Here is a 25,484-nt window from a genome sequence, read left to right as displayed (position 1 = left end):
TCATACCCCCTGGCTGACCGGTGCGGTCAGCGGCGTGAAGTAATGGCGCGAGAGATCGTCGGAGAGCATGTAGCCACCGCTGACGGCATCGCGCATCAATTGCGTCAGACGTGCATTGGCCTGCCCGACATGGGGATGATCGTGCGCAAACTCGTTGAGGTTCATCGCTTCGAGCTGGGTGGACAGATGCGAGGGAATGGTCATGCTCAGCAAACCCAGCTGCTGCGCAATCTCGCGCATGTATTGCTGCAGCATGCGGAACTGGTAGGCCATGCCATGCGGATTGCTCGCGTCGAACACCAGCAGGTGCAGCACCGGCAGCCACTCCGGCGTGCGCCGATAACGCACGCGATAGGTGACGATGCTGCTGGCCGCCTCCAGCAACCACGAGAGCGCGGCGGTCTGGCGCTGCGGCGGCAGGCGCAGGAAGTTGTCCAACAGCGCAGCCATGTTGGCCATGCGTTCAATGTGACGGCCCACCATCAGGAACTGCCAGCCGGCATCGCGCGTCATGTCGTCCAGCGCATGACCGGCCAGGCCCGAGCAGGCATCGATCACGTTGCCCAGCACGTGCTGCGCGGCGGCGGGCGTATTGATGCGTTCCTGCACCATGGCCGGCATTTTGGTCAGCGCGTGCCAGTTGTCCAGAGAAAGATGTTCGCGCACCTGATAGGCGGCATTGGCTAGCTGGCGCAATTGCGTGGCCACGCTCACCGGTGCGGACGGATCGACCACCGCAGCCTGCAGACTCTGCTGCAAGCCGGTGATGGTCGGGCGCGGTTCGGATTTGGGCATCTGCACACCCAACTGACTGCAGATCCACGACACGCTGCCCAGCATGCCGCGACTCTCGGTCTGGCCATCCATCGTGTATTGCAGCGTGGTACGCAAGAGGCGCGAGAGATTCTTCACGCGCTCCGAATAGCGCCCCATCCAGAACAGGTTCTCGCCCGAGTGTGAGGAGACGTCGACCGTGCCCCTGATGACCGTGACGTTTTCTGCACCATGACGCTCATCGGCCATGGAGGCGTCGGGCCGCTCCTCTTCGCGCAGTACCCACACATCCTTGCTGGTGCCGCCCTGCTGCATCGAGACCACATCGCGCCGCTGGCGCGGGGCCACGCGCGTGAGACCGCCCGGCATGACCTGATACCCCCCCTGACCATCGGCTACCGCAAAGACGCGCAGACTGATGGTGCGGTTCATCAGGCGATAGTCACCACTGCGCGACATCACCGGTGCCTGCGACAGCCGTACCCATTCCTGGGCGGCATAGGCATGCGGCTGCAATTGCAGGCTTTCGATCAGACGACGACGCGCCGCCCCCGTGACGGTATGCCCGAAGACCGGCTGCATGCGCATCGAAGAAAATGCCGGCACGATCACCAGCTCATCGAGATGCGCCAGTGTGTAATCGAGCGCCGGTTTCTCGCCACACCACCACGACGCCACCGAGGGCAACAGCAGCGATTCGCCATACAGGCGTTCGTTGATGGCCGGCAGGAAGCCGTGCAGTGCCGTCGACTCCAGCACGCCACTGCCCAGCGAATTGGCGATGACCACATTGCCCAGCCGTGCGGCCTGCGTCAGGCCCGGCACACCGAGAGCGGAATCGGCGCGCAGTTCCAGCGGATCACAATAGTCATCGTCCATGCGGCGCAGGATGGCGTGCACGCGGCGCAAACCGTTGAGCGTCTTCAGGAACACCTGGTCGCTGCGCACCGTCAGGTCCACCCCTTCCACCAGCGGAAAGCCCAGCGTATGGGCCAGGAAGGCGTGTTCGGAATAGGTTTCGTTGTAGGGGCCCGGCGTGAGCAGCACGATCAGCGGCACCTCGCCCTGGGCCGGTGCCAGGCGCGTCAACATCGCGCGCAGGGTATGGAAGTAGCGGTGCGGCGACTCCACGTGCATGTCGCGCAGCGCCTCGGGCATGGCGCGCGCCATGATCTGGCGGTTCTGCAGCGCATAGCCGGTACCGGACGGACCCTGCGTGCGGTCCGACACTACCCACCAAGTACCATCGGCCGACCGTGCCAGGTCGATCGCATAGGCATGCAGATGCACGCCGCCCGGTGGCTGCCAGCCGTGGCAGGGCATCAGGTAGCCGTGCTGGCCGAACACCAGCGCGGGCGGCAACAGACCTTCGGCGATCAGGGTCTGGGGGCCGTAGATGTCGGCGAGCAGGCCATTCATCAGACGCGCCCGCTGGGCCACGGCGCGCTCCAGGAAATCCCATTCCTCGGAGGACACCAGGTGCGGCAGCAGATCCAGCTCCCAGGGGCGGTTGGCGCCCTTGGGGTCGGCATAGACGTTGTAGGTCACGCCATCGGAGGCGATGGCGTCGCGCACCTCATTGGCGCGCCGGCGCAGCATCTCCGGCGAGAGGTTTTCAAGCTGGTCGATCAGCGTTCGCCAGTGCGGGCGCAGGCGGCCGTCGGCGGCCAGCATCTCGTCATAACGATCGCTGGCGACCGGATAGCTTTCCAGTAGACGCTGGGGCATAAGTCAGTGAGTGGCCGGGCTGCGCGCCGCGCCTGCAACGGCGCCCGGCTCAGTTTTAGAAGTAGCGTAAGTCTAACGTAAAAGGAAACTCGATAGACGCCCGCGCCGGGGTGAGCTGCCATTTTCCCGGGGTATGGTTCATGCGGAAATAGCGCGCCAGGCGGCGGCTTTCCGCCTCGAAGGCATTGACCGGGAAGGTTTCGTAATTGCGGCCGCCCGGATGCACCACATGATATTGACAACCGCCCAGGCTGCGGCCATTCCACGTATCGATCAGGTCGAAGGTCAGCGGCGAATCCACCGGGATGGTCGGATGCAGCGCCGACGGCGGCTGCCAGGCCCGATAACGTACACCGGAGACGAACTGCCCGACGGTACCGGTCGGCTGCAGCGGCACCGGAACGCCATTGCAGGTCAGCACGTAACGGTCGGAGGCCATGCCGGTGATCTTGACCTGCAGGCGTTCCAGCGAGGAATCCACATAGCGCGCCGTGCCGCCGCCACTGTTTTCCTCGCCCAGCACGTGCCAGGGTTCGAGCGCAGTGCGCAATTCGACCTGCATGCCCTTGACGGCATAGTCGCCGATCTTGGGGCAGCGGAATTCCATGTGCGGCGCGAACCATTCGGCCCGCATGGGATAGCCGGCCTCGTTCATGTCGGCCATCACGTCGGCAAAATCCTGCTCGATGAAGTGCGGCAGCAGGAAGCGGTCATGCAGTTCCGTGCCCCAGCGCACCAGGCGCGCCGGCTTGTAGGGCTCTTTCCAGAAGCGCGCCACCAGACCACGCAGCAGCAGTTGCTGGGTCAGGCTCATGCGCGCATGCGGCGGCATTTCGAAGGCGCGCAGTTCCAGGAGGCCCAGGCGGCCGGTGGCGCTGTCGGGGGAATACATCTTGTCGATGCAGAACTCGGCGCGGTGGGTGTTGCCGGTCACGTCGATCAAGAGATTGCGCAGCAGGCGGTCCACCAGCCAGGGCGGGCATTCCCCTTTGGCGACCTGCTTGTCCATCTCGCTGAAGGCCAGTTCGATTTCCACCGTCGAATCGTTGCGCGCCTCATCGATGCGCGGCGCCTGCGAGGTCGGACCGATGAACATGCCCGAGAACAGGTAGGACAACGAAGGATGATTGTGCCAGTAGGAGATCAGGCTGCGCAGCAGATCGGGGCGTCGCAGGAAAGGTGAATCACTGGTCGTGATGCCGCCCAGGACCATGTGATTGCCGCCCCCGGTGCCGGAATGATGGCCATCGAGCATGAACTTTTCTGTCGTCAGGCGCGAGGCCCGTGCGGCCTCATACAGGTGGGTGGTCTGCTCGACCAGTTCGCTCCAGTTGTTGGCCGGCTGGATGTTGACCTCGATCACGCCCGGGTCGGGCGTGACGCTGAACTTGCGCAGACGCGGATCGTGCGGCGGCTCGTAGCCTTCCAGCAGGACCGGCTGCTTGAGCTCCTCGGCCACGGCCTCGATGGCGGCCACCAGTTCCAGATAATGCTCCAGCTGCGCCAGCGGCGGCATGAACAGGTAGAACACGCCATTGCGTACCTCGGCACACAGCGCGGTGCGGGTCAGCCAGTTGGCTGATTCGAAGGGGGCCGGCACGGTCTGGGTAGCGGTGCTGGCCGCCGTAGTGGCTGCACTGCTGCGGCCTTCGCCAGTGATGGCAGCGGCCGCGCTGGCAGCCTTGTCCGGGCGCGCCGCCGGTTCCTGCGGACTGCCCAGCTGGCGGCGGATCTCGGCGCTGCTGGGCAAGGGGCGGAAGTTCTGGGTGGGATCGGCCGGATGGATGGCGGGATACTCGCCCTCCTTGACCCAGGGCAGCGAATCCAGCGGCAGGCGATAACCCAGGGGAGAATCGCCCGGATACAGGTAGCAGCGCTCGCTGCGCAGGAACCACGCACCGCTCTGCCAGCCGAGTCCATCGTCGCGACGCGCCAGCGGCAGCACATGGCCGACCGCACTTTGCAGGCCCTGCGTGAAGACCTTCATCAGGCGCTCGCGCTCCTGCTTGTCATCCACGCGCGAATCGAATGGATCGACGTTGCCCGGCAGGCGGCGCTCGCGCCACATGTAGTAGAACACGTCTTCATAAGCCGGGAAGACGTTCTTGCCATCCACCTGCAAACGCTGCGCCACGCGATGCAGGAAATGGCTGGTGACGATCTTGTCGATTACGTTCGGCCGGGTCTCGTCGCCGATCAGGGCGGGATTGAGCCAGATCGGTTCACCGTCGCGGCGCCAGTAGCAATTGAGCGCCCAGCGCGGCAACTGCTCGCCCGGATACCACTTGCCCTGGCCGAAATGCGGCAGACCCTGCGCGGCGTACTTGTTGCGCATGCGGTGATACAGCTCGGCCGCCAGCGGCTTCTTGGTCGGGCCCATGGCGGCGGTGTTCCACTCCGGCTCGTCCGGGTGGTCCAGCGAGACGAAGGTCGGTTCGCCGCCCATGGTCAGGCGCACGTCATTGGCCTGCAGGTCAGCATCGATGGCATGGCCCAGTTTCTCGATGGCGGCCCATTGTTCTTCGGTGTAGGGCTTGGTCACGCGCGGCGCTTCCCAGATGCGCCTGACCGACATCAGGTGCTCGAACTCCACCTCACAGGGATCGACCAGGCCGCTGACCGGCGCAGCCGAGGCCGGCTCGGGCGTGCAGGACAAGGGGATGTGGCCTTCCCCGGCGAACAGGCCCGAAGTCGGGTCCAGCCCGACCCAGCCGGCACCGGGCAGATAGACCTCGCACCAGGCGTGCAGGTCGGTGAAGTCGGCCTCGGGACCGGAGGGACCATCCAGCGATTTCTGGTCGGCGGTCAGCTGGATCAGGTAGCCGGAGACGAAGCGCGCGGCCAGGCCCAGGTGGCGCAGCAACTGCACCAGCAACCAGGAGGAATCACGGCAGGAGCCGGACTTCAGGGTCAGCGTTTCTTCCGGCGTCTGCACGCCGGGTTCCATGCGGATGGTGTAGCCGATGTGATTGGCCAGCTTCTGGTTCAAGGCCACCAGGAAATTGGCGCTGCCCACCTTCTCGCGTGGAACGCTCTTGAGGAATTGCTCGAACAACGGCGACAACGGCAGTTTCTGGCGATAGGGCAACAGCTCGTTCTGCAGGTCCTCGGCATACTCGAAAGGGAACTGCTCGGCGTAAGGTTCGAGGAAGAAATCGAAGGGATTGATGACCGACATCTCGGCCACCAGATCCACCTCGATCTTGAATTCGGTGGTCTTCTCGGGGAACACCAGGCGTGCCAGGTAGTTCGATTCCGGGTCCTGCTGCCAGTTGATGAAATGCGGCTCGGGCAGCACGCGCAGCGAATAGCTCAGGATGCGGGTACGACTGTGCGGGGCGGGACGCAAGCGGACGACTTGCGGACCCAGGTTGATGGCACGGTCGTACTTGTAAGAGGTGACATGGTTCAGGGCCACGTGGATCGACATGGAATTCCTTTACGACAAGCAAATGGTCAAGCGCGGGGCTTGGTTGTTGGCGATATGCGGAGCAGTTCTCCTGCATACCTTGTTTTTCTTACCGCCTGATTACTTTCCTGATGACTATCCTGTTGGAGCTACCTCGTTGTGAGTGTATGTGAGAGTGTTAGTGCCGGGCGAAGAAAAACTTAAACTTTCGATCCTGAAGACTAAGTTTTTCACTCGCGTCGGTGAGCACGCCGCAAGCTCACCGGTGATTCATGTTAATGAAATCCCGCAGCCGCGGATAGATCTCGTTGTCCCAACGTCGTCCGTTGAAGACACCGTAATGCCCCACTGCCGTCTGAACATGGTGCAGACGCCTGTAGGGCCGGATGCTGCTGCACATTTCCTGTGCGGCCACGGTCTGGCCGACCGCACAGATATCGTCCTTCTCGCCCTCGATGGTGAAGAGCGCGGTGCGACGGATGGCGCGCGGGTCGACCACGCGTTCGCGGTAGGTCAGCTTGCCCAGCGGCAGCGCATGCTCCTGGAACACCGTGCGGACCGTTTCCAGATAGAACTCCGCCGGCAGGTCGGCCATGGCGAAATACTCTTCGTAGAAATCCCTGATCTGTGCCGCCTGCGCCTGCTCGCCCTCGACCAGATGATGATAGAGCTTGCGGAAAGCCTCGATGTGGCGGTTCAGGTTCATGTTCATGAAGGCGCCCAGCTGCACGAAGCCCGGATAGACACGCCGCCCGGCCCCGACATGGCGCGCCGGGACGGTGCTGATCATGTTCTTTTCGAACCAGCTGATCGGCTTGCTCTTGGCCAGCGCGTTGACCGCGGTCGGATTGACCCGGGTATCGAGCGGCCCGGCCATCAGGGTCAGGGTGCGCGGCTGCGCGGGGTGATTGTCCTCGGCCATGATCGAGGTGGCAGTCAGTGCGGCCACCGTGGGCTGGCACACGGCCAGCAGATGCGCGCCGGGACCGAGCACCGCGAGAAAATCGATGACATGGGAAACGTATTCATCCAGACCAAAGCGACCATGCTCCAGGGCAACATCGCGCGCATTGCGCCAGTCGGTGATGTAGACATCATGGTCACGCAGGAGCGTCCTGACGGTCCCGCGCAGCAGCGTGGCGAAGTGGCCCGACATCGGCGCCACCACCAGCACCTTGGGTTGGGCATCCGAGGTTTCCTTGCGGAAACGTAGCAGGCCACAGAAGGGCGTGGCGCTGATTTCCTCCTCGTGCACCGCAATTGTGCGCCCACCATCGACCACCTCGACGATGTCGAAGGGCGGGCGTGCATGGGTCAACTGGGTGCGCGCAAAGACCTCGCAGGCCGAGGCCATCTTGCGCAGGGCCGGATTGACCGGCATGCCGGGCCAGGTCGCTCCCAGCAGGGGCGCCATCATGCGGGCACAGGCCCGCAGCGGATCGGTGGCGTCGGCGTAGTTCTGGTAGAGCTGATAGGTATTGATCATGAAGCGCCGCCCTCGGTTGTCTCTTTTTGGTGTCCGCTCGCCCCGCCATCGATGCAATTGTCGTGCCATTGATGGTGACGCAAGCCCCGCGCGGACGGCATTTGTGCAATGCCGGATGCGCCAGATGGCTGCGCACATCACCTCGCGCACGCTCGATCGACTTTTCCCGCGAGCTGGCACAAGCCTTGCAAGTAGCGGTAGGCGGTCCGCTCCGGCGGCCCGTGTCCGCCCCGAGCGCAGACGGTGCGGACGATGAAGATGATGAACAAGACACCGCCGCTCACGCGGCCGCGTGCCCAAAGTCAACCTGCACAAAACAGATAAGGGACTGACATGCCTAAGACGACTTTGCGCATCACCAGCAAGAACTACTCCTCGTGGTCCCTGCGCGGCTGGCTCATGGCCAGGTTCGCCGGGCTCTCTTTCGAGGAAGACATCGTACCGCCGGACGATCCGTCGGCACGGGCAGAGATCCTGCTGCTGTCTTCCTCCATCCTGGTACCCAGCCTGCACCATGGCGACGTACTGGTATGGGATACGCTGGCCATTGCCGAATATCTCAACGAAATCCGCCCCGGTGCAAAGCTGCTGCCGGCCGACCTCGCCGCCCGTGCGCATTGCCGCTCGGTATGCGGTGAAATGCACTCGGGCTTCTCGGCCCTGCGCGCAGCGCTGCCGATGAATCTCAAGGGCCACTTCCCCAACTTCAAGGTGTGGTCCCGCGCCGAAGCCGACATCGTACGCATCACCACCATCTGGAAGGAATGCCTGGCCAAGTATGGCGGCCCCTTCCTGTTCGGCGAACAGCGCACCATGGCCGATGCCATGTACGCGCCCGTGGTGACGCGCTTCATGACCTATGACGTCAAGCTCGATCCGATCTGCACCGCCTATGCCAAGCGCATCATGGCCATGCCGGAGATGCAGGAATGGATCGCGGCAGCCAAAAAGGAACCGGAGGATATCGACGAACTGGACGTGGAATTCTAGGGCGCAGAAGCATCAGCACCAATGAGCAAAGGCAGCAAAGTCGCGCCCGTTTTTTGTCGCAGGCCCATGGCGGGAGACCGCAGAAAGGATGGATGTGATGAATACCGTAGCTGATCCAAGCGTACTGGCGCAAAACACCTTCTCGCATGTGAGCGAGGGCGACACGCCCTATGAAACCGGCGGTCTGCGCGACTTCTTCCTGTATCGCGACCTGGGCATTGCCGCCGCTACCGGCGGCCAGGTGGTGGCCCAGCTGGTCAAGGCCAACATGGCGCCCCAGACGGGTACCGGGTGGCACCGACACGAAGCCAACTTCCATATCGTCATCATGTTGAAAGGCTGGGCGCGCTTCATGTATGAAACCGAGGTCACGCTGGTCAAGGCGGGCGATTGCGTGCACCAGCGACCGGGCATCGTGCACTTCCTGTTCGACTATTCGCCCGACATGGAATATCTCGAAATCGTTAGTCCGGCCGACTTCAAGACCATCGATATGCCGGCCCCCTGCGCGGTTCCCGCAGCCACGCCATGGAATAACTGAAGCCGCTGCGGGTCTGCGTTTGATGGCAGCAGACCCGCACGGGCGAGGAGCAAAAGCATGCAATTTTCCTCTGTCAAAAATTTCAAGCCTCTGTTAGTCTTTCTTCATGCACGCTGGCTCTGGCGTGCAGGTGCAGTTCCCTAGCGCCATCGCATTACGCTGTACCCACGCTGTAGTTTTGCCGTACCCACCGCCTCTGTTTTCGTTACAACCCACTTAGAAAGATTCCCGCTCCCCACGGGAACACGAAGCAAATCTATGGCACATTTTTTTGATGAGATGTATTCAGGAGGCGCCGGCAGCGAAGCAGGTCAAGTGCGTCAGCACTATGCAGAATTCGCCAGCTGGCTTTCCGCGCAATCGCCGGAAATCATCGCCCGCAAACGTGCCGAATCCGACCTGATCTTCCGCCGCGTCGGCATTACCTTTGCCGTCTATGGAAACGATGCCGGCACCGAGCGCCTGATCCCCTTCGACATCATCCCGCGCATCATCCACAAGGCCGAATGGGCCAAACTGGAAGCGGGACTGGTCCAGCGCGTCAAGGCGCTCAACATGTTCATCCACGACATCTACCACGAGCAGAAGATCGTCAAGGCCGGCATCATCCCGCCCGAGCAGATCTTCCAGAACGCCCAGTACCGGCGCGAGATGCAGGATGTGAACGTGGTCAACGACATCTACGCCCACATCGCGGGTGTCGATATCGTGCGCGCGGGCGAAGGTGAATTCTACGTCCTGGAAGACAATCTGCGCGTGCCGTCCGGGGTCTCCTACATGCTGGAGAACCGCAAGATGATGATGCGGCTCTTCCCCGACCTCTTCAAGCGCCACAAGATCGCGCCGGTCGATCACTATCCCGACCTGCTGCTGGACAACCTGCGTTCGGTGGCCCCGGCCGGGGTGACCGATCCGACGGTGGTGGTGATGACTCCCGGCATGTACAACTCGGCCTACTTCGAGCATGCCTTCCTGGCCCAGCAGATGGGGGTGGAACTGGTGGAGGGGCAGGATCTGTTCGTCAAGGACAACGTGGTCTACATGCGCACCACGCGCGGCCCCAAACGGGTCGACGTGATCTATCGCCGCATCGACGACGACTTCCTCGATCCGCTGGCCTTCCGTCCCGATTCGGCCCTCGGTGTGCCGGGCCTGCTGCAGGCCTATCGCGCCGGCAAGGTGACGCTGACCAATGCCATCGGTACCGGCGTGGCCGACGACAAGTCGATCTATCCGTATGTGCCGGACATGGTGCGCTTCTATCTGACCGAAGAACCCATCCTCAACAACGTACCGACTTACCAGTGCCGCAAGAAGGAAGATCTCTCCTACACCCTGGCCAATCTGGAAAAGCTGGTGGTCAAGGAAGTGCACGGTGCTGGTGGCTACGGGATGCTGGTCGGCCCGGCCTCCACCAAACAGGAAATCGAGGACTTCCGCGCGCGCATCATCGCCAAACCCGATGGCTACATCGCCCAGCCCACGCTGGCCCTGTCGGTGTGCCCGACCTATGTGGAGTCCGGCATCGCGCCGCGCCACCTGGATCTGCGTCCCTTCGTCTTGTCGGGCAAGCAGATCACCATGGTCAAGGGCGGCTTGACGCGCGTGGCCTTGAAGGAAGGCTCGCTGGTGGTGAATTCGTCGCAAGGCGGCGGCACCAAGGACACCTGGATTCTGGAGAAATAAGATGCTCAGCCGTACCGCCGATCACCTCTTCTGGATGGCCCGCTACACCGAGCGCGCCGAGAACACCGCCCGCATGCTGGACGTGCACGTACAGACCGCGCTGCTGCCGCAATCGGTGGATGACGCCGAGCAGGGCTGGCGTGCCGTGCTGGGCATCTCGGAACTGCTCTATGGCTACAACCAGAAATACGACAAGCTCACGCAAAAGGATGTCATCGACTTCATGGTGCGTGACCCCAACAATCCGTCCTCGATCGCCTCCTGCCTGCGCCAGGCGCGCGAGAATGCGCGTGCCGTACGCGGCGCGCTGACCACCGAAGCCTGGGAGATCCAAAACGCCACCTGGATCAAGATGCAGTCCTACCTGCAAACCAATGCGCTGGAACAGAACCCCAGCGACTTCTTCGAATGGGTCAAGCATCGTTCGCATCTCTCGCGCGGTGTCACCATCGGCACCATGCTGGAGGACGAGGCCTTCCACTTCATCCGCCTGGGCACCTTCCTGGAACGTGCCGACAATACGGCGCGCATCATCGATGTCAAGTTCCACGGCACCAAGGAAGCGCAGTCGCAGAAGCTCAATGGCCAGTCGCAGTCGCAAAGCCAGGCCGCCCGCGATGAAGCAGGACAGCTGGACTTCTACTACTGGGCGGCGATCCTGCGTTCGGTGTCGGGCTTCGAGATCTACCGCAAGGTCTACCGCGACGTCATCACGCCTGAACGGGTGGCCGAGCTGCTGATCCTGCGCGCGGACATGCCGCGTTCGCTCTTGGCCTGCATGGGCAACGTGATCTCCAACCTGCACCATGTGCGCAACGATGTCTCGGCCGATACCGAGCGCTTTGCCGGCAAGCTGCATGCCGACCTGAAGTTCGCCCGCATCGAGGAAATCCTGGAGGCCGGATTGCACGATACGCTCACCGAGTTCCTGGAGCGCATCTTCGAGCTGGGCAATCGCATCAGCCGCGATTTTCTTGTTCCTTTGGCAGCGTAAGCCGCTCCGGCTGTGCCTGGCGCGCAAGAAAGAAGCACAGCCGCTGTCATCTTTTCGGGAAACAGGCCGTTACTGTAGGTACGTCACGACAGATGCCCCCGGCGCGCACGCTCTGGCGCCGGGCCTTACGGTAAAATCCGGCTTTCCGTTTCCACGTATCACGTTGCCATCATGACCTACTGCGTAGCCATGCGCCTCAACAGCGGCCTGGTGTTCCTGTCCGATTCGCGCACCAATGCGGGAGTGGACCACATCGGGACCTTCCGCAAGATGAGTGTTTACGAAAATCCGGGCGACCGCGTGATGGTCTTGATGACCGCCGGCAACCTGTCGATTTCGCAATCCATCCGCCAGATGCTCACCGAGCGCACCAATGCCGAGGGACGCAGCATCTGGACCGCCACCACCATGTACGAAGCCGCGCAGATCCTGGGCGACGCCATTCGCGCCGTGCATGACCGCGAAGCCGCCGAGCTGAGCAAGTTCGGTATCGATTTCAACGTCAGCATCATCTTTGGCGGACAGATCCGTGGCGAGCGTTGCCGCCTGTTCCAGATGTATTCCGCAGGCAACTTCATCGAATCGCACGATGAGAACACCTACTTCCAGATCGGCGAATCCAAGTACGGCAAGCCCATCATCGACCGCGTGGTCACCCCCCAGACCTCGCTGGACGAGGCGGCCAAGTGTGCGCTCATCTCCATGGATTCGACCTTGAAGTCCAACATCTCGGTGGGCCTGCCGCTGGACCTGCTGGTCTATGAAAGCGAAGACCTGGCCGTGACCCGCTTCGTCACCATCGATGAGCAGAACCAGTATTTCCAGATGATCCGGCGCAGCTGGGGTTCGCAATTGAAGCGCGTCTTCGAGGCCATCGACGATCCGGTCTGGGATGCCCCACCGGAAGACACCCTCAATGTGCTCTCGACGGCCACCGACATCAGCGAGCCGGTGCGCGTGCCGCCGCCCAATGGCGTGGCGAGGGGACTGCAGGCGGTACCGCGGCAGATCCTGGCCGAACAGGATGGGGATGTCGGGCAGGCGAGCTGAACTGTTAGATTTTTCTTTTTGGAAACTTAGTTTTTGTTTTGACAAAACTAAGTTAAAACCAAGTTTTCATTTGGCGGGAAATGTTCTGCCGGAAATAAAAAAAGGCTGCATTCCGAAGAATGCAGCCTTTTAAACTTTGTAAATCCTTAAAAGGATTTACATGATTTGCATGGCTTTGCCTGTCCGGCTTAGCGCACGATGGTCTGCGCTTCGCCTTCGGCGCGGGCGCGGATGGTACCGATGCGGTAGACGGTTTCACCAGCGGCCTTCAAGTGAGCTTCAGCAGCGTCGGCGTTTTCCCGGGAGACGATCACGGTCATGCCGATGCCACAGTTGAAGACGCGGTGCATTTCCGCATCGGCCACGCCACCGTGCTGCTGCAGCCAGGTGAACAGCGGCGGCATGGTCCAGGACTTGGCATCCAGTTCAGCGGTCAGGTGATCCTGCAGCACGCGCGGGATGTTCTCGACCAGGCCGCCACCGGTGATGTGGACCATGCCCTTGACTTCCAGCTTCTCCATCAGCGACAGCAGCGGCTTGACGTAGATGCGGGTCGGGGCCATCAGTACATCGGCCAGCTTGCGGCCGTGGAAATCGGCGTCCAGGTCCGGCTTGGCCACCTCCAGGATCTTGCGCACCAGCGAATAACCGTTGGAATGCGCACCCGACGAGGCCAGGCCCAGCACCACGTCGCCCGGGGCAATCTTGGTGCCGTCGATGATCTTGGACTTTTCCACCGCGCCCACGGCAAATCCTGCCAGATCGTATTCACCATCGGGGTACATGCTGGGCATTTCAGCGGTTTCACCGCCGATCAGGGCGCAGCCGGCCTGTTCGCAACCGGCGGCGATGCCCTTGATGACATCGGTGGCCGAGGGCACGTCCAGCTTGCCGCAGGCAAAGTAATCCAGGAAGAACAGCGGCTCGGCGCCCTGCACCAGGATGTCGTTGACGCTCATGGCCACCAGGTCGATACCGACCGTATCGTGACGATTGAGGTGGAAGGCCAGCTTGAGCTTGGTGCCCACGCCGTCGGTACCGGAGACCAGCACCGGCTCCTTGTACTTCTTGCTGATCTCGAACAGGGCACCGAACCCGCCAATGCCGCCCAGCACGCCTTCGCGGGTAGTGCGCTTGGCGAACGGCTTGATCGCTTCGACCAGGGCGTCACCGGCATCGATATCGACGCCAGCGTCACGGTAGGAGAGGGAGACATTGGAAGGTGAAGTCATGATGAAATATTGCCAGTGAAGACGGTAAAATAGGGGATTCAGGGGCGAAGCCGCCCTGCCAAGCCGTGATTTTAACAAAACCGACACTCCCGAACTCCGAATCCATGCCTTTTTCTTTATCCGAAGAGCAAAAACAGAACCTGGCGTGGCTCATTGTCGGCATTTTGCTATTGACGCTGCTGGTGGCGCTGGGGCCGATGCTGTCCCCCTTTGTTGCCGCCGGCATCATCGGTTATGCGCTCAACCCCGGCGTGGACTGGATCGCCAGCCGTCGCATCGGTCCGGTCCGCGTCCCGCGTTTCGTGGGCGTGACGATCATGGTGTTGCTGCTGATCCTGGCTGGCCTGGCCCTGGTGCTGATCGTGGCACCGCTGGTGCTGCGCCAGATCCCGCTGCTGCAGGCCCAGATACCGCCGCTGCTGGACAAGTTGAATGCCTTCCTCTCGCCGCGCCTGCACCAGCTGGGTATCGACGTGCGACTGGACCTGGCCGGCATCAAGGCCTTGCTCACGCAGCAGATCAGCACCAGCGGCGACGAGCTGTGGAGTTCGGTGCTGGCCTCGGCCAAGGTAGGCGGCACGGCGCTGCTGGCCTGGCTGGCCAATCTGCTGTTCGTGCCGATGGTGCTGTTTTACCTGCTGCAGGACTGGCATCCCTTCCAGAAACGCCTGCAGATCCTGATCCCGCGCCGCTGGGCCGGTCGCGTCAACACCATGGCGACCGAGGTCGACAGTCTGCTGGGACAGTACCTGCGTGGACAATTGCTGGTGATGCTGGTGCTGGCGGTCTATTATTCGGTTGCGCTCAGCGTCGCCGGATTCGACAGCGCCCTTCCCGTGGGCGTGTTGACGGGCCTGCTGGTGTTCATCCCCTACGTGGGTTTTGGTCTCGGGCTGGTGCTGGCGATACTGGCCGCCATCCTGCAATTCGATGGTGCCATCGGCCTGTTGTGGGTGGCCCTGATTTATGGCGTGGGACAGGTGCTGGAAAGCTTCATCCTCACGCCCAAGCTGGTGGGCGAGCGTATCGGCCTGCATCCGCTGGTGGTGATTTTCGCCTTGCTGGCCTTCGGCCAGTTGTTCGGATTCGTCGGCGTGCTGCTGGCGCTGCCGGCCTCGGCCATTGTCTCGGTGATCGCCATCCATGTGCGGCGCGAGTATCTGGCCAGCAATTTTTACAACCGTTGAAGAGTCTATGATTGATCACAGCCCCCCCTGCCCTTGCAGGACGCTGCGCAGGCCCGGGCGCTTGGCGCCGTCCTGCATTAACTGGCTGCCATACCCTGACAGCCGCCGTAGCTGATACACGCCGATGAAACAGATTCCGCTCGATTTGAGCGCGGACCAGCCGCAAAGCTTCGACAGCTTCGTGACCGGCCGCAATGCAGAACTGCTGGAGCGCTTGAAGCTGCTGGCCACGGCCGGCGCGGAGCAATCCGCCCAGCGCGGCAGCGCCAGCACCGACCGCTTCATTTACCTCTGGGCCGAAGCCGGTGCCGGCAAGACCCACCTGCTGCATGCCCTGGCCACCAAGGCCGGACAGGAAGGCCAGCGCGCACGCCTGATCGGTGCCGACTCTCCCGACGCCGCCTTCGACTATCACCCGCAGACCAGCCACTACCTGCTCGACGATGTCGATCAGCTGTTCGAGGAACAGCAGATCGCTGCCTTCAACCTGTTCAACCAGATCCGCGAACAGGGCGGCTGCATGGTCTGCACCGGCACCCTGCCCCCGACCCGCCTGGAGTTGCGCGAAGACCTGCGCACCCGGCTCGGCTGGGGCCTGATCTACCAGGTGCATGACCTGTCGGACGACGAGAAGATCGCCGCCCTGCTGCAGATCACCCTGGACCGCGGCCTGGAGATCCCTCCCGCCGTGATGATGTACATGCTCACCCACTACCGGCGCGACATGCCCTCGCTGTCGCGCATGCTCGACGCGCTGGACCGCTACTCGCTGGCCACCAAGCGCGCCATCACCCTGCCCTTGCTACGCGAACTGTTACAACAGGAATCCGGAGAACAATGAACCTCGCCCTTTTCGATCTCGACCATACCCTGCTGCCGCTCGACTCCGACCACGAGTGGGGCGAATTCATGGCGCGCATCGGCGCCGTGGATGCCGACAGCTTCCGCAAGGCTAATGACGAATGGTTCGCCCATTACCAGAACGGCACGCTCGATCCGGTGGCTTACCTGGAGTTCGCGCTGGGCAACCTGTCGCGCTTCACGCGCACACAGCTCGACGAGATGCACCTGCAATTCATGGACGAAGTGGTCAAGCCCGCCATCCTGCCGCAAGCCGTAGCCCTGGTGAAGAAGCATCTCGACGCCGGTGACCTGGTGGCCATCGTCACCGCCACCAACCACTTCGTGACCAAGCCCATCGCCTCGCATTTCGGCGTGGAACACCTGATCGCCGCCCTGCCCATGCTCGATGAAAAGGGCAACCTCACCGGGAAGCTCGACGGTACGCCTACCTTCGGCCCGGGCAAGATCGTGCATACCGAAGCCTGGTTGGAACGCCTGGGCTTCAAGCTGGCCCAGTTCGAGCGCAGCTACTTCTACAGCGATTCGCAGAACGACATTCCGCTGCTCGAACGCGTGACCGATCCCATCGCCACCAACCCCAACGACAAGCTGCTGGCGCATGCCCAGGCGCGCGGCTGGCCGGTGCTGAACCTCTTCGCCGACGGCCACGCGCAATGATCAAGAAACTGATTCGCTCCATTCTGGGCCGGGGCAAGACCGCCGCTGCCGAGGGCACCGAGCCGCCCAAGAAATCGCGCGCCAAGGCGGGTGCCAACGGGGGGAAGATCGAGCCCGACGTGCTCGGCCCCAAGCAGCACGGCATCGATCCGGCACTGGTTTCGCCCAATGCGGTGCGTGTGACGCAGACCCTGCAGGAAGCCGGCTACAAGGCCTTCATCGTCGGCGGTGCGGTACGTGACCTGCTCCTGGGCATCAAGCCCAAGGACTTTGATGTGGCCACCAATGCCACGCCGGAACAGGTCAAGCAACTGTTTCGCCGCGCCTTCATCATCGGCCGCCGCTTCCAGATCGTGCATGTGATGTTCGGTCAGGAACTGATCGAAGTCACCACCTTCCGTGGTGCCTCGGCCGAAGCGGCGCCCAAGGATGAGCACGGCCGCGTACTGCGCGACAACACCTTCGGCGAGCAGCATGAGGATGCCACCCGGCGCGATTTCACCATCAACGCGATGTACTACGATCCGGCCAGCCAGGCGGTGCTGGATTATCACGGCGGCATCGCCGACATCCGCGACAAGAAACTGCGCATCATCGGCGAACCGGAAGCGCGCTACCGCGAAGACCCGGTGCGCATGTTGCGCGTGGTGCGCTTCGCGGCCAAGCTCAAGTTCACCATCGACCCGGCCAGCAGCGCGCCAATCCGCGTGATGGCCCCGCTGATCGACAACGTACCCGCAGCCCGTGTCTTCGATGAAATGTTGAAGCTGCTCATGAGCGGCCATGCCCTGGCCTGCCTGCAGCAGTTGCGCAAGGAGGGTCTGCATCACGGCCTGCTGCCGCTCTTGGATGTGGTGCTGGAACAGCCGCTGGGGGAGAAGTTCGTCAGCCTGGCGCTGGCCAATACCGATGCCCGCGTCAAGGAAGGCAAGGGGGTCTCGCCGGGCTTCCTGTTCGCTTCGCTGCTGTGGCATCAGGTGCTGGAGAAATGGCGTGCCTACCAGGCTGCCGGTGAGTATCCGATCCCCGCGCTGCATCTGGCCGCCGATGACGTGCTCGATGCGCAAACCGAGAAGCTGGCACTGCAACGCAAGATCGCCTCCGACATGCGCGACATCTGGGCCATGCAGCCGCGCTTTGAACGTCGCGTCGGCAAGGCGCCCTACAAGCTGTTGGAACATCTGCGCCTGCGCGCCGGTTTCGATTTCCTGCTGCTGCGCTGCCAGTCCGGTGAACTCGATGCCGAACTCGGCGAATGGTGGGAAGCCTTCATCGCCGGCAACGGTGCCGAGCGTGAAGAACTGATCGCCCGCAAGCCAGCCGATGCCGCCAGCGGCGGTGCCGGCCCCAAGAAGCGCAAGCGCCGAGGCGGACGTAGCCGCAGCAAGTCTGGCGCCGACATGGGCGGCAACGACAGCGGTATCGAGCAGGAGAGCACGCCGCCCGCAGAGACCCGCACACCCGCCCTCAAGGAAGCGGCCGAGAGCGCCGCTGAACCGGCCGACACCGGGACCGCAGAAGCTCCCAAGCGCCGTCGCCGTCGTCGCAGCAGTAGTGGCGCTGGTGGTAGCGGCGCGGGTGGTGACAGTACGCCTGCGGGCGACGACTGAGCCGCGTGGCGTCCTCTTTCACGCGGGCCTGGATCGGTATCGGTGGCAACCTGGGCGATGCCCGCGCCACCGTCGAAGAGGCGCTCGCCCACCTGGCCCGGCTGCCGCAGTCGCAACTGCTGCGCAGCTCCTCGCTCTATCGCACCGCCCCCATCGATTCCAGCGGCGATGACTACGTCAACGCCGTGGCGTTGCTCAGTACCTCACTCACGGCGCTGGATCTGCTGCACGCCCTGCAGGCCATCGAACTGCAGCACGGACGCGAACGCCCCTATCGCAATGCCCCCCGCACGCTGGATCTGGATGTGTTGATGTACGGGGATGCACGCCTGCAGGAAGAGGCACTGATCGTCCCGCATCCGCGTATGACGCAGCGCGCCTTCGTGCTGGTGCCCATGCTGGAGATCGATGCGGACGTGGTGATCCCGGGACAGGGACCGGCCCGCGATTTTCTCGATGCGATCAAGAACCAGGCCATCAGCCGGCTATGACTTGCTTGCCGCGACAGGAAAATTTCATTCCTGCCCGATGGGCTCCCCTCCTGCGCTGACGTACAAGCAAGCCCAACAGGCCGGGAAAGCCTGGTCGTCATCGATTCACAATCGATGGGCATCTCATCAAAATCATCTTGCAGCTTCGCAATGAATTGATATTCGAAAGCGATCGAATTGCTTGAAACCTGGGTTCTTTAGTTTCCAGCAAATGAGACATTTCTGATTTTTAGCGCCGATACAAAAAAATAGACTGCTGCTCCGATCGTCTTGCCCTTTCGCAAGGCGGGTATCACGGAGGAGAGTCCTTTGAACCGGCTGCGCTACAAACTGATCTTCAACCGTCATCGCGGCATGGTGATGGCAGTGACAGAAACCGCGTCTGTCATCAGTGCCAAGAGGAGAGGAACGGCCCGAGCCGCAATGGTGCCGCTCACGCTGCTGCCATGGCGCACCGCGCGCATTGCACTGTGCGTTGCCCTGGCATGGCAGAGCCTGTCGCATGCGCAGATCCTGATAGACCGCAACGCGCCGCGCGAAGAGCAGCCGGTGGTGCTCAGGGGCGCCAATGGCGTACCGGTAGTGAACATCCGGCAGCCCAACGCCAAGGGCCTGTCAGTCAACAGCTACCGGCGTTTTGATGTGGATGGTCGGGGAGTCATCCTCAACAACGCGGGCGGCTCCAGCAAGACCGAACTGGGCGGCTACATCGCCGGCAATCCCTGGATGCCCCAGGGTGGCGCGCAGGTCATTCTCAACCAGATCAACTCACCGGACCCGAGCTACCTGCGTGGCTTCATCGAGGTCGCCGGCAACCGGGCGCAGGTGATCATTGCCAATCCCTCCGGCATCACCTGTGCCGGTTGCGGCTTCATCAATGCGCAGCGCGCCACCATGACCACGGGGACGCCGGTCATCCGACAGGGCAACCTGGAGAGCTATCGTGTTGGCGGCGGCGTCATCAGCTTTGAAGGATCCGGCCTGCGAGCCGGTGGCACGACATATGCGGAGGTGATCGCCCGAGCGGTCCGTGTTCATGCTGCCTTGCGCGCCGGAGAGCTCCGGCTCACCACCGGTCTCAATACGGTCAGCGCCGATCACGCGCAGGTCACGCCGGAGAGCTCATCCGGCCATGCACCGTCGATGCGCGCCATCGACGTGGCCGAACTGGGCGGCATGTATGCCGGCCACATTTACTTGACCGCCACCGAGCATGGTGTGGGCGTGCACAACGGCGGCACCTTGGCAGCCACCGAAGGAGAGCTGGTCGTCACGGCGGCGGGCCGTCTGGAAAACACCGGGACCATCGCTGCTGGCCGGGATGTGCAGATACGCAGTGCGGGCGTGCTGCGCGTGACGGCCAAAGGTATCCACAATCACGCGGGTGCATTGCTGCTTGGCGGCGGTGTCTCGCTCTCGGCCGGTGCGGGGCAGGACTTCATCAACCGGGGCCTGATCGATGGCGTCACCACGCGCATCCAGGCCGGCACGCTCTATAACCTCGGTAGCGGACGCATTTACGGTGACCGCATCGCGCTTGCTGTGGAGGTGCTGCACAACGCTTCGGAAACCATCGATGGCGTGCTGCGGGCCCCGGTCATCGCGGCACGTGAGCGTCTGGATATCGGGACCAGGGTGCTCCACAACAGCGAGAAGGCGCTGCTGTATTCAGCCGAGGACATGTCCATTGGCGGCGCCATCGGCAGCGACCATCGTGCGAGCGGACGCGCGCGCGAAGTCAACAATACCAGTGCGACTGTCAATGCGGATGGTGCACTCACCATTGCGGCCGATGCGATCAACAATCGCAATGCGCATTTCGAGATCGCCGACGAGAGCAAGCCGGGACGCCGGATCATCAACTACCGGCTGGTGGGATCTTCCGATTTCATCTCGGGAGAGCACGCGCGCATCATCCACAAGGATAATGGCCAGATCATCGCTGCCGAGAACTGGCGAGCCATGGGCGATGAAGACAACTTCCGCCTGCTTTTACCCTCGGCGCAATCCCCCTTTGATGGACAAATGTTCGGTCAATGGATCATCTACGACGGCACCGAGCAGATCCAGCGCACCATCGTCACGCGCAGCGCACCCGGCATGATCACCTCCGGCGGCAGGATGAATCTGGCCGCCGGGGTGGTCAACAACTACGCCAGTCAGTTCATCGCCGGGGGCACCCTGGCCGGTGACAACGTCAATGGCACCGCCATCCGCAATACCGGTCCGCTGGGCAGGCAGATCGTTACCTCGGTGGGTACGGGGGTAAAAACCTACATCAAGGGTCATCGCTTCAAGGCCGATGACCGTCGTTATGAGAGCGCACCCTACGCCTCTCAAACGATAGAAACCCGATTCCCACTTGATGTGAGCGCCACGCACGAGGTGGGCAGCACGCGCGACCTGAGCCTGCCGGCCAATGCCTTGTACCAGATCAATCAGAGCAGCGTGACGGCGCCACTGGTGCAGACCGATCCGCGCTTCATCGGTGAGCGGAATTGGTTGTCTTCTGACGTCCTCGTTCGCGCGTATCGGGATCGCGCGGGTCCCGCGCCGGGTTACCAGCGTTTCGGCGATGGATTCTACGAACAACAACTGATCCAGCGCCAGATCCAGGAGGCCACCGGCCAGCGCTATCTGAACGGATTCAGCAACAACGAGGCGCAATATCTGGCGCTGATGCAAGCCGGGCTGCAGCAGGCGCAGACCCAGCGTTATGCCTTGGGCATTGCGCTCTCCAAAGCACAGATCGCCCAGCTCAAGACCGACATCGTCTGGCTGGTACAACGCAAGGTAACGCTGGCCGATGGCAGTGAGCAGGAAGTGCTGGTGCCGCAAGTCTATCTGCAGCCGTCGAATCTGCGTGTCAGTGGCCGACAGACCCTGATCGCCGGTAATGAGGTGGTGCTACAGAGCGTGCAGGACGTCATTAATCGGGGCGGCACCATTGCCGCGCGTGGGGGCGTGACGCTGCGCGCGGAGAACGTGCGCAATCTCGGCGGCAGTATCGATGGGGGCGATGTCCGTGTCGCAGCCACCACCGATATCGAGCATGCCGGTGGCGTCATCAGTGCCAATGACAAGCTGACCTTGAGTGGGGGCCGCGATGTGGTGATCCGCAGTACCAGCGTCACCACCGCCAATGCCACCACCACGGGCAGCAACATCGATCAGGTAGCCAGCGTCAACGGCAAGGACGTGGTGCTGCTGGCCGGCCGCGATCTGCAAGCCGATGCCGCCGTCATTGCCGCCAGCGGCGACGCCACGCTCTCGGCTGGAAGGGATGTGCGTCTTGGTGTGATCCAGGAGTATTTCCGGCAGGAGATCCGCTGGGCCGATGACAAGGGCGGCAGCAACTGGGTCAGCCGCTTGACCGGTCCGAACTTCGTGGACCGCGCCAATGGTGCACACGGCACCAATGAGGTCGGTGTCAATCGCGCCGTGGTGAGCGGCAGCAAGGAGGTCGCCACGCAGGTCAGCGGCAACAGCGTCCGCATCCAGGCGGGTCAGGATGTGACGAGCAAGGGCGCGCAGGTAGTCGCTGAAGGCGCGCTGCAAGTCGAGGCCGGACGTGACGTGCGTATCGGCACCGCCAACGTCTCGGCCAGTGCACGTGACCAGGGACAGCGCAGCAGCAGCGGGATCCTGTCGGCCACGACGGTGCGCACCGATGACGCCAGCAGCACCAGCCGGGAGGCAGGCAGTATCTTCTCCGGGGATACCGTTCTTGTGCGCTCCGGGAACGATGTGAATGTTAAAGGCAGCCAGATCGTTTCTACGCAGGGGACGACCATTGTGGCGGGCAATGACGTGAACATTGTTGCCGCAAGCGAGAGCAGCACCCAGCGCAACTTCCGTCAGGAGACCAAGAGTGGCGTGATGGGGGCGGGCATCGGCGTGACGGTGGGTAGCCGCATGCAGAGCCGCGATGTGGATCGCAATAGCGAGACTGCGTCGGCATCGACCATTGGCAGCGTGCAAGGCGATGTGGGCATCGTGGCGGGCAATCGCTATACGCAGGTGGGTAGCGATGTGCTGGCACCGGGTGGCGACATCGACATCGTGGCCCGGACGGTCAGCATTCTCGCTGCACAGCAGAGCAGCCGTACCGTGACCGAGGACAAGTTCCGTCAGCAAGGGGTGACGGTGGCGGTGACCAGTCCGGTGTTGTCGGCGGTGCAGACGGTGCAGCAGATGGCGGAGGCGGCCAGCAAGACCAAGAGTGGCCGCGCACAGGCACTGGCTGCTGCAACGGCGGGCATGTCGGTTTATAGCGCCGTGGGAGAGATGCAGAAAGGCGCTGCCGAGGGTTCGGCCAACGTCGGCATCAGCGCCACGATTGGTAGCAGCCAGAACAGCAGTCGTACTGAACAGAACACGGTGATGCAACGCGGCTCTACCGTTGTTTCCGGTGGCGACATGAGCATCAGCGCCAAGGGGGACGGCGCTAACAGCAACATCACCATTGCAGGCAGTGACATCAATGCCAAGGGCAATCTGGCGCTCAAGGCGGACAACGATATCAATCTCATCGCTGCTCAAAACACGGATGTACAGCATGGTGACCGGTCGTCGTCGTCGTGGGGAGTTGGCTTTACTGCGCAGTTTGGTACCAAAGCCCAGTTTGGTGTTACCGCCAACGCGGCGGGGAGTCGTGGCAATAGTGATGGCAAAGATGTGTCCAACGTCACGACGCAGGTGCGTGCGGGCGGGCAGGTCAAGATTGAATCTGGGCGCGATACCAATCTGATTGGGGCAGCCGTCTCAGGTGAACAGGTGGCGGCGAATGTGGGCCGTGATCTGAACATCGCCAGCGTACAGGACACCAGCACCTTCAAGAGTCGGGACCAGAGCATTGGCGGCAGCGCCACGATAGGCCCTTCTTCTGGAGGAAGCATCAGCGCAAGCCGCAGTCGTGTGGATGCGGACTACGCGAATGTAGGCCAGCAGGCGGGGATCACATCCGGCGATGGTGGATTCCAGGTCAACGTTAAAGGCAATACGGATCTGAAGGGTGCGCAGATTGCCAGCACGGACAAGGCGGTGGAGCAGGGTAAGAACAGCCTGACGACGGGGACGCTGACCAGCGGTGATATCCAGAATCGGAGTCAATACTCGGCGCAGAGTCAGAGCGTTAGCGCCGGAACCTCTGGTGGTAAGCCAGGCGGAGGTGCTGGGATTGGCAGCGCATCGGGCAGCGAGACGAGCGTGACGCGTAGTGGCGTTTCTGGCGCTGCCGTGACCATTACGAACGCACAGGCACAACAGGAAAAAACCGGCCAGAGTCCAGATCACGCGGTGGCCTCGTTGGATACGTCTGTGCGTACCGGCAAGGACAGTAGCAATAGCTTGGCCAAGAACTGGGATAGCAATCAACTGCGTGAGGATGTAGAGGCGCAGGCCAAGATTACACAGGCGTTTGGACAGCAGGCTTCCAAGTTGATCGGAGACTATGCTGAGCAACAGCAGAAGAAGGCGGAAGACTTGCGCAAGCAGGCCAATGCCGCAACTGATCCTGCCGTGGCAACACAGCTCAATGATCAGGCCAGTGCGTTGGAAACTAAGTGGGGGCCAGATGGAAACATGCGGGCTTTGGCGCACACCGTTGTGGGCGGGCTCACAGGTGGTCTCGCCGGTGCAGCTGGTGCGGGAGTGGGTACCTTAGCCGCACCTAATGTGGCTGCAGCCCTGAATAATGCTGGTGTGGATGCTGATCTGGCGAAGGTGTTGACGGCGCTGTCGAGTACCTTGGTGGGCGCAGCTGTGGGTGGGACGCCGGGAGGGGCTGCGGCTTATAACGAGGTCGTCAATAACTTTCTCAAGCATGCTGATGCTGCCGCACTCAAGAAGGAAATTGAGGCTTGCGGCAAGAAGAACGGTCGTTGTAGCGACGGAGACGTCACCTCAATCTTTAAAAAATACAAGGAGATATCTGACCAGAATATCGCCGCAGTGCAAAGTTGCATCATTTCAGGGGATGTAGCGTGCGTCCAAAAAAATCTGGCTGAAGCGGCGAGTGTCAACGAGGTAAAGGTATTGCCATTCGGCTATACAAAACTTGAAGATACGCTGATCGGGCGTCAAGCGAATGTGATCAGTTATGGTTCCGTGATGGGCAACGCGTCCCTGACGGGAACGGATGTTGATCAGGCGAAGGAGGTTGCGACCTTCAGGACGAATAACTGTGGTGGACTGAGCGCGGCTGCCTGTGATGGACTGGTAAAGCAGGCGATAAACTATCGTCTTGTCCGGATGGCAGCGTTGTCTGCTGTCGCGGCTACTACTCCAGCCCTGGTGGGTGAGGCAAGGAAGCTTGTCTTGCCAAAGGAAAAGCTACCGGCGGTAACGCCTGATCGTGATCGATTTACTGCGGATCAGGATTTGCCGAATGTATATTCCAGGCAGGAAGTAGCAAAGAGATATTTCGGGCAAGAAAGGCAATACTGGAGTGCTGAGCCAGTAGAAGTCGCTGGAAATTTTGTATATCGACGCGACGACCTTATCGACCCTAATCGGGTGGATAGCCAAACCGGAAAAACCAATCTAGAACTAATGCAGGCTGGCAGAGCCCCGATTGGGAAGGATGGGAACCCCGTCAATCTACATCATATGTTGCAAAATCAGGATGGTCCCATTGCAGAAGTTATGCAGACGTTCCATCAGGAAAACTACTCTGCTATACACATAAATGCCGGCTCGGAAATCCCATCTGGCATTAATCGCAGTGTATTCAATACGTGGCGGCGTAATTATTGGAAGAGCCGGGCGAACGATTTTAAGTGAGA

The 25,484-nt window shown here is 62.0% G+C and carries 15 protein-coding genes; 11 read left to right on the top strand and 4 right to left on the bottom strand.

All coding sequences use genetic code 11. From position 1 onward, the window contains the following. From GWL_RS00695 to GWL_RS00685, 3 genes are all read right to left on the bottom strand, one after another. On the bottom strand, nucleotides 1–2,502 hold the full coding sequence (locus GWL_RS00695) for a circularly permuted type 2 ATP-grasp protein (protein WP_008325532.1): 2,502 nt from the start codon (nucleotides 2,500–2,502) through the stop codon (nucleotides 1–3). A gap of 55 nt (nucleotides 2,503–2,557) precedes the next feature. Then, nucleotides 2,558–5,932, bottom strand: a complete 3,375-nt coding sequence (locus GWL_RS00690) for a DUF2126 domain-containing protein (protein WP_008325528.1) — start codon at nucleotides 5,930–5,932, stop codon at nucleotides 2,558–2,560. Nucleotides 5,933–6,170: 238 nt separating this feature from the next. After that, complete coding sequence (locus GWL_RS00685) at nucleotides 6,171–7,397, bottom strand: polyhydroxyalkanoate depolymerase (protein ID WP_008325526.1); 1,227 nt, start codon at nucleotides 7,395–7,397, stop codon at nucleotides 6,171–6,173. Nucleotides 7,398–7,730: 333 nt separating this feature from the next. On the opposite strand from GWL_RS00685, the gene GWL_RS00680 reads away from it, so the two are divergent. From GWL_RS00680 to GWL_RS00660, 5 genes are all read left to right on the top strand, one after another. Then, a complete protein-coding gene (locus tag GWL_RS00680) occupies nucleotides 7,731–8,387 on the top strand; it encodes a glutathione S-transferase family protein (protein WP_008325524.1) in 657 nt (218 codons plus the stop codon). A 97-nt stretch (nucleotides 8,388–8,484) separates the two neighbouring features. Beyond that, nucleotides 8,485–8,928: a cupin domain-containing protein gene (locus tag GWL_RS00675; RefSeq protein ID WP_008325522.1), complete on the top strand. Its 444-nt coding sequence runs from the start codon at nucleotides 8,485–8,487 to the stop codon at nucleotides 8,926–8,928. A gap of 258 nt (nucleotides 8,929–9,186) precedes the next feature. Beyond that, the gene (locus GWL_RS00670; RefSeq protein ID WP_008325520.1) at nucleotides 9,187–10,614 is read left to right on the top strand and encodes a circularly permuted type 2 ATP-grasp protein; all 1,428 of its coding nucleotides are present in this window, start codon (nucleotides 9,187–9,189) and stop codon (nucleotides 10,612–10,614) included. 1 nt (nucleotide 10,615) lies between these two features. Further along, nucleotides 10,616–11,608 (top strand): alpha-E domain-containing protein, encoded by a 993-nt coding sequence (locus GWL_RS00665; protein ID WP_008325514.1) that lies wholly within the window; start codon nucleotides 10,616–10,618, stop codon nucleotides 11,606–11,608. 171 nt (nucleotides 11,609–11,779) lie between these two features. Then, nucleotides 11,780–12,658, top strand: a complete 879-nt coding sequence (locus GWL_RS00660) for a peptidase (RefSeq protein WP_034349656.1) — start codon at nucleotides 11,780–11,782, stop codon at nucleotides 12,656–12,658. A 188-nt stretch (nucleotides 12,659–12,846) separates the two neighbouring features. Here the strand turns inward: GWL_RS00660 and purM are convergent, their stop codons facing one another. Further along, entirely contained in the window at nucleotides 12,847–13,890 is a 1,044-nt protein-coding gene (purM, locus tag GWL_RS00655; protein ID WP_008325512.1) for a phosphoribosylformylglycinamidine cyclo-ligase, read from the bottom strand. A 104-nt stretch (nucleotides 13,891–13,994) separates the two neighbouring features. Between purM and GWL_RS00650 the strand changes: the two genes are divergently transcribed. The 6 genes from GWL_RS00650 to GWL_RS22825 all read left to right on the top strand — a co-directional run bounded on the left by GWL_RS00650 (nucleotide 13,995) and on the right by GWL_RS22825 (nucleotide 25,482). Then, nucleotides 13,995–15,077 (top strand): AI-2E family transporter, encoded by a 1,083-nt coding sequence (locus GWL_RS00650; protein WP_008325511.1) that lies wholly within the window; start codon nucleotides 13,995–13,997, stop codon nucleotides 15,075–15,077. Between the two features lie 124 nt (nucleotides 15,078–15,201). Then, a complete protein-coding gene (gene hda / locus GWL_RS00645) occupies nucleotides 15,202–15,918 on the top strand; it encodes a DnaA regulatory inactivator Hda (protein WP_008325510.1) in 717 nt (238 codons plus the stop codon). Further along, on the top strand, nucleotides 15,915–16,598 hold the full coding sequence (locus GWL_RS00640; protein ID WP_008325509.1) for an HAD family phosphatase: 684 nt from the start codon (nucleotides 15,915–15,917) through the stop codon (nucleotides 16,596–16,598). Before hda ends, GWL_RS00640 begins: the two co-directional genes overlap by 4 nt. Further along, on the top strand, nucleotides 16,595–18,208 hold the full coding sequence (gene pcnB / locus GWL_RS00635) for a polynucleotide adenylyltransferase PcnB (RefSeq protein ID WP_008325508.1): 1,614 nt from the start codon (nucleotides 16,595–16,597) through the stop codon (nucleotides 18,206–18,208). Before GWL_RS00640 ends, pcnB begins: the two co-directional genes overlap by 4 nt. Nucleotides 18,209–18,213: 5 nt before the next feature. Then, entirely contained in the window at nucleotides 18,214–18,699 is a 486-nt protein-coding gene (gene folK / locus GWL_RS00630) for a 2-amino-4-hydroxy-6-hydroxymethyldihydropteridine diphosphokinase (protein WP_008325507.1), read from the top strand. 309 nt (nucleotides 18,700–19,008) lie between these two features. Then, nucleotides 19,009–25,482, top strand: coding sequence for a hemagglutinin repeat-containing protein (locus GWL_RS22825; protein ID WP_008325506.1), 6,474 nt, complete (start codon nucleotides 19,009–19,011; stop codon nucleotides 25,480–25,482). Nucleotides 25,483–25,484 lie beyond the last annotated feature (2 nt).

Source organism: Herbaspirillum sp. GW103 (assembly GCF_000261365.1).
Classification (GTDB): Bacteria; Pseudomonadota; Gammaproteobacteria; order Burkholderiales; family Burkholderiaceae_D; genus Herbaspirillum.
The sequence above is the reverse complement of the archived record's forward strand: the minus strand, read 5'-3'. Positions and strand labels throughout refer to the sequence as shown.

Excerpts from the sequence above, each read along its gene's own strand:
- GWL_RS00695 (WP_008325532.1), bottom strand. The coding sequence starts at position 2,502 with ATGCCCCAGCGTCTACTGGAAAGCTATCCGGTCGCCAGCGATCGTTAT.
- GWL_RS00690 (WP_008325528.1), bottom strand. The coding sequence starts at position 5,932 with ATGTCGATCCACGTGGCCCTGAACCATGTCACCTCTTACAAGTACGAC.
- GWL_RS00685 (WP_008325526.1), bottom strand. The coding sequence starts at position 7,397 with ATGATCAATACCTATCAGCTCTACCAGAACTACGCCGACGCCACCGAT.
- GWL_RS00680 (WP_008325524.1), top strand. The coding sequence starts at position 7,731 with ATGCCTAAGACGACTTTGCGCATCACCAGCAAGAACTACTCCTCGTGG.
- GWL_RS00675 (WP_008325522.1), top strand. The coding sequence starts at position 8,485 with ATGAATACCGTAGCTGATCCAAGCGTACTGGCGCAAAACACCTTCTCG.
- GWL_RS00670 (WP_008325520.1), top strand. The coding sequence starts at position 9,187 with ATGGCACATTTTTTTGATGAGATGTATTCAGGAGGCGCCGGCAGCGAA.
- GWL_RS00665 (WP_008325514.1), top strand. The coding sequence starts at position 10,616 with ATGCTCAGCCGTACCGCCGATCACCTCTTCTGGATGGCCCGCTACACC.
- GWL_RS00660 (WP_034349656.1), top strand. The coding sequence starts at position 11,780 with ATGACCTACTGCGTAGCCATGCGCCTCAACAGCGGCCTGGTGTTCCTG.
- purM (WP_008325512.1), bottom strand. The coding sequence starts at position 13,890 with ATGACTTCACCTTCCAATGTCTCCCTCTCCTACCGTGACGCTGGCGTC.
- GWL_RS00650 (WP_008325511.1), top strand. The coding sequence starts at position 13,995 with ATGCCTTTTTCTTTATCCGAAGAGCAAAAACAGAACCTGGCGTGGCTC.
- hda (WP_008325510.1), top strand. The coding sequence starts at position 15,202 with ATGAAACAGATTCCGCTCGATTTGAGCGCGGACCAGCCGCAAAGCTTC.
- GWL_RS00640 (WP_008325509.1), top strand. The coding sequence starts at position 15,915 with ATGAACCTCGCCCTTTTCGATCTCGACCATACCCTGCTGCCGCTCGAC.
- pcnB (WP_008325508.1), top strand. The coding sequence starts at position 16,595 with ATGATCAAGAAACTGATTCGCTCCATTCTGGGCCGGGGCAAGACCGCC.